2 protein-coding genes are annotated in these 6,056 nt (G+C 45.5%); both read left to right on the top strand.

Annotated features, from left to right (window positions below; genetic code table 11):
- The first annotated feature begins 170 nt into the window (after positions 1 to 170).
- Entirely contained in the window at positions 171 to 1,220 is a 1,050-nt protein-coding gene (locus QUB12_RS33460) for a UPF0104 family protein (protein ID WP_333146619.1), read from the top strand.
- A gap of 332 nt (positions 1,221 to 1,552) precedes the next feature.
- Positions 1,553 to 5,869 carry a DUF4347 domain-containing protein gene (locus QUB12_RS33455; RefSeq protein WP_333310504.1) on the top strand — a complete coding sequence of 1,439 codons (4,317 nt, stop codon included), beginning with the start codon at positions 1,553 to 1,555 and terminating at the stop codon, positions 5,867 to 5,869.
- Positions 5,870 to 6,056 lie beyond the last annotated feature (187 nt).

The following is a 6,056-nucleotide window of genomic DNA, read 5'->3' as shown; positions in this document are numbered from 1 at the left end:
TGGAACGGGCATCTTGCCCGTTCTTGACAATGGTGCAACATCTCAGGTTAAACAGATTTATTCCGTCATATCATGCCGTGTCAATCAACCACAATTTCGCCTTAGCCGCTCTAAAATATAAAATCTAAAACAGTCTAACTTAATCCCAAATTCAAAATCGGGATCAGAAAATGGGAAAACAACACTTGCGTCGAATTCAAAATTTTTTCAAGATCGCGAAGTCGCATTTAAAGCCTTATTTGCGGTATTTGATTTTGGGCGGGACGTTTTTATTTATTGCCAAAGCTTTTTTAACTCACTGGCGAGAAGTCGCGAATATCCAAATTCGAGCCGAAAGTTTTCCGTTGCTGGCGATCGCCCTTGGCGTCACTTTACTTTCTCTAATTTTCGTGGGCTGGGTGTGGATGTTGATTTTGCGGGAATTCCGCCAACCTGTAACTGCCGCCTGGGCAATTCAAGTTTTTCTCAAAACTAATATTGCCAAGTATTTGCCGGGGAATATTTGGCATTTTTGGGGTCGAATATTGGAAGCCAAAAAGGCAGGCATTTTCCCGAAAGCTGCTACTCTCAGCGTGTTGCTGGAACCGCTGCTGATGGCTTCGGCGGGCGTTTTGATTGGGTTGATTTGTTTTGACAAATTCAATTGGTGGTTGCGGATTGTCGGTTGTGCTGCTATTTTAACGGCGATTCATCCCCGAATTTTAAATCCGATCGTTCTCTTTGTAGAGCGGTTAAAGTTATCCAAGAACAATGGGGAAAATCCCCAGGCTGGGGAGGCTGCGGGCGAGAAACAGAATTTTCGTGTAGAGTCTACCTCCAATATAGCTAAAAAAACATCGAATGTCAAGTCCCGCCGCAAAATTAATTTGCCAATTAAACGCTATCCTTTAGTGCCGTTAATCGGACAAATGTGTTTTATCGGATTGCGGGGCTGCGGTTTTTTGCTAACGGTAATGGCTTTAACTCCGGTGAACTTTAGCAATATTCCCAACTTGTTCGGTGCTTTTTGTTTTGCGTTTGTTGTCGGTTTAGTCGTACCGGGAGCACCGGGGGGAATGGGAGTATTTGAAGCAACGGCGATCGCCCTGCTGTCCGATCGCTTTTCTACGGGTATAATTCTGAGTGCCGTGGCTTTGTATCGGATAATTAGCATTCTGGCGGATGTTTCGGGTGCTGCTTTAGCAAAGCTCGATCGCCAGCGCGATCGGCACAGTCGGTGAGTGGGAAAATATATGAGGCCAGCGGACTTGCCCCGATTAGCAGGACTCGAAAATATGTATTTTTATTAAGATTTTTTGCATACGTACGTATGCTGGGTATATTGGACTCAATAAAAAAAATCTCAACTCATTTGTTTAGGCTGCTAAGAAAAAAAGCCACAAACAATAGAGTCTGAATCCATAAATTTAAGACCTGCAAACAAACCGAGTTGCTCTCATAAAATCTACAGTTTTAGGTATTTATACCGTGAAGAAAACGGTTTTTTTAGTTCCGGTGTGCTTGTCCTGGATTTATGAAAAATTGTTAACTTTAGGATATAGGGTACACAGCCATGATGCCAGTTTTATCAGCAGGTGCGATCGAACTTCCGAATCAAATCAACGCGGGCAATGGGAGTTTTGGGGAAAAGAGCGATCGCCCCTATAACCCCAGTACAATAGTATTTATCGATACGGCAGTAGCAGACTATCAAACACTCCTAGATGGAGTGAAATTGGGAGTAGAAGCAATAGTTATCGACTCGCACAGAGATGGAGTCGAACAAATTAGCGAAGTGTTAGCGAATCGCACTAATATTGACAGCATTCATCTAGTTTCCCACGGCGAACCGGGAAGCTTGCAACTCGGTAAAACCAGACTGTGTGTGGATAACCTAGAAGCTTATAGCCAGCAATTGCAGCAATGGCGACGCGCTTTAACAATTGATGCAGACATTCTGATTTACGGCTGCAATGTAGCAGCAGCATCCCGCGCTTGTCAGAAAGTCCGCCAGGGAATAAATTCCCTGTCTCAAAGCGAAAGTCGGTTGAAACCGACTAAAAACAATTTCATTAAACAGTCCTATTTAGAGGACTTTTGCTATGAGACGGGGGTTGAAACCCCCGGCGGAATCGAGGGCGAACTAGCCTTAGAATACTTTGGTGAAACGAGAATTGAAACCTCCAGCGGACTCGATGAACAAGCCGTAGATGGTAAGCACTTCCTCCACCGCATTGCATCCCTCACTGGTGCAAATATCGCCGCATCCAAGCATCTCACAGGGAGTGCAAAATTAGGTGGCAACTGGGAACTCGAAACACAAATCGGCCACATCAAATCGCCCCTAGCATTCGACTCAAAGGCGATGCAAAACTATGCGTCGGTTTTGAATACCTATACCGTTAAAAATACTTTCGATAGCGGTACAGATTCTCTGAGAGATGCGATCGAAAAAGCTAATTTTAATCCCGGATTAGACACAATTAACTTTAACATTCCCGGCACTGGCCCTTATACCATTACCCTTAATCAAGCCTTACCTGTCATCACCAGCCCAGTTAGTATCGATGGGACATTTCAACCTGGGTATGCTGGTAAACCGATAATTGAACTAAATGGCAGTTTAGTACAACAACCAGCATCTTTTTCAAACTCTTTTTATATCAATGGTTTAGAGTTAGGCAAGAATCCTTTGGGCGGCGCAGAAGATTCCAGTGGAAGTACCATTCAAGGATTGGTTATTAACGGATTCGGAAAGGGTGGAAATTCTATAGGTCACGGCATTGGGGTACAGACTAACAACAATATCATCCAAGACAACTACATTGGTACTGATATTAGCGGTACGACTGCTGTAGGCAACACTTTCACTGGGATCAGAATCCAAAGTTACACTCAAAACAATCCTCCTAACGTTGTCCCTCCCGTAACAGGTAATATTATCTCCCGCAACGTCATCTCTGGCAACGGCTTGACAGGCATATTTGTGGCGAGGGAAGGAGTCACAAATACCAAAATTACTGGCAATTACATCGGGACTGATGCCACGGGAACAATAGCTTTAGGTACCGAGGGCGATGGCATTTTGATCTTAGGCAAAAACGGGAATAATACTATCGGGGGCCCAGCACCTGGAGAAGGTAATATCATTGCTAACAATAAAGGGAGTGGCATTGAAATTAATGCACGTTCCGGCAGTAACACTATACAAGGCAATCGTATCTTTAATAACAAACGATTAGGAATTGACTTAATCGGTAATACTGGCATCACTCCCAACGATTTGGGCGATGCGGATACAGGCAGCAACAATCTGCAAAATTACCCGGTTCTGACCTCAGTTAGCGGCAACACAGTCAGCGGCATTCTCAACAGCACTCCTAACGCTAACTTCCGCGTCGAATTCTTTGCAAATAGCAGTTATGACCAGGCAGGGGCAGGTCAAGGTGAAGCTTTTCTAGGTTTCCAAGACGTTACTACAGATAGTGCGGGCAATGCTAATATCAACTTCGCCTACACTCCAGTAGCAGGGAAACCGGTTCTCGCTGCTACTGCTACTAACAAAACTACAGGCGATACCTCGGAATTTTCCCGTCGCAATCAATCTCCTATTAATTCAATACCGGGAAGAAAAACCACTACCACAACTAACCCGAATAACATTACCCTCAACAGCGGAGACTTCGTATATAACGTTTTAGCGACACCCTATCCGTCTGCTATTGACGTTTCAGGTGTAACAGGAAAAGTAGACAGCGTTACGATCGCTCTCAACAATGTTAAAACCTATGGTCAAGCCGATGCATCGCAGACAATCAACCTCTTGCTAGTTGGGCCAGAGGGACAAAATGTGGTGTTAATGTCTCACGTTCCATCTGCACCACTCAACAACGTCACGTTGAATTTGGATGATAATGCAGCCTCTTTTCTTTATGATTTTTCTAGTTCTACAGTCCCAACTATCGCTTCAGGCAACTACAAACCGAGTAACTATTCGTTAAACAATGCTCGCGATATTTATCCCTTAGCTTTACCACCCGGTACGCCGACAGGGGCACCAGAAGGGCCTTACGGTTCGACTCTTTCTGTTTTCAATAAAACTAACCCCAACGGCACTTGGAAATTGTATGCAGTTGATGCTAACCAATATAATTCTAAAGCTTCCAATGCTACTACTCCAGGAAATATTGCCAGTTGGAGTGTCAACATTACTACTGATATCGGCAAAGAAACGACGACTCAAAATACTCCTCGCATCTTCTCGGCTAGCAACGGCAATAGTATCTCTGTATCGGATTCAGATAGCGAGTCGGTGGAAGTTAATCTCAGCGTTACCAGCGGCACTCTTACACTCAAGTCGCTGACGGGAGTTACCGGATCGGGGAATGGCAGCAACAGCCTGATTTATACGGGAAAACAGGCTGATATTAATGCTGCTTTAGATGGTTTAACTTATACGCCGAATCCGAATTTTAGCGGAACAGATACGCTGACTTTGACGACAAACGATCGCGGAGCTCCAGAATTAGGCGGTGCTCAAACCGATAGCGATCGTGTGGATATTACCGTCAATCCCACAACTCCGACTCCGACAACTCCGACTCCGACAACTCCGACTCCGACAACTCCGACTCCAACAACTCCGACTCCGACAACTCCGACTCCAACCACTCCGACTCCAACCACTCCGACTCCAACCACTCCGACTCCAACCACTCCGACTCCGACAACTCCGACTCCGACAACTCCGACTCCAACCACTCCGACTCCGACCCCAACACCAACGCCTGCGGAAACTTCTACTCCGACGCCGACTCCTGCTGAAAATCCGACGCCAACACCAACGCCAACGCCTGCGGAAACTCCGACACCGACTCCGACGCCAACGCCGACGCCTGCGGAAACTCCGACACCGACTCCGACTCCAACGCCAACTCCGACGCCTGCGGAAACTCCGACCCCAACACCGACCCCAACACCATCAGTACCTGTTGTTACAACAGGAAGTGATACTGATTGCATTTGCAATACTATTGAGTATCCAACAGTCGATCGCCAAAACCAAGCTGACAACATTATCAACGGCAATGGTAGCGGTGCAATTCTGTTTGGTACACCAGAAAATGATGCTTTTTACGGCAGTCCAACTCCGAATATTTTCGATGCGGATTTAGGCGATGACAACCTCTACGGCGGTGAAGAAGACGACATCCTTTACGGCAACCGAGGCAATGATTTTATTGACGGCAAAAAGGGAGATGATATCCTTTTTGGCGGCAAGGGCAATGATATCATTGTTGGCGGTGAAGGCGAAGATATAATTTTTGGCAATAGCGGCAATGATTCAATAAATGGTAAACAAGACAACGACTTAATTTTGGGCGGTGAAGGTGATGATTTTATCGACGGTGGCAAAGGCAGCGATATCGCATTGGGAGGCAAGGGAAATGATATAATCTTCGGCAGCGAAGGCGAGGATTCTCTCTACGGCGATTATGGTAATGATACCCTCTGCGGAGGTGCTGGCAATAATTATCTGAGTGGAGGTGCTGGCAATGATTTGCTAGACGGGTGCGAAGGAAATGATACTTTGATTGGTGGCAAAGGTAATGATACTTTGATTGGCGGTTTGGGGGATGATTGTTTAATTGGAGGTGCTGGGAGCGATCGCTTTTTACTCTCTGCTAATTCTGGTATCGATATTATTGCCGATTTTGAAGATGGAAAAGATTTGCTGATGCTAGCTAATGGCTTGACATTCGAGCAATTAACTCTTACTGAAAATAGCGGTGCAACCTTGATTCAGTTTGGGGAAACAGGAGAAATTATAGCTACTTTAAACGGAGTTTCTGCTAGCAGAATAAGCGCCAGTGATTTCACTTTCATTTAAACAGGCTCACCACTGATGCAGGTCGGGCACAAACGGTGTCCCGGAACTCAAATTTTTGTGCCGATCGAGCCTCTCCAACCTGACGCACCCTACCGCAACTTTCTCTTTCCCCTCTAACTCTCTCTGTGTCCTCTGTGTCCTCTGCGGTTAAAAACTCTAATTCTTATATGAATTAAAGCATTTTTTC

Origin of the sequence: Microcoleus sp. B7-D4, from assembly GCF_036705125.1 — a bacterium.
Taxonomy (GTDB): domain Bacteria; phylum Cyanobacteriota; class Cyanobacteriia; order Cyanobacteriales; family Microcoleaceae; genus Microcoleus.
The sequence above is the reverse complement of the archived record's forward strand: the minus strand, read 5'-3'. Positions and strand labels throughout refer to the sequence as shown.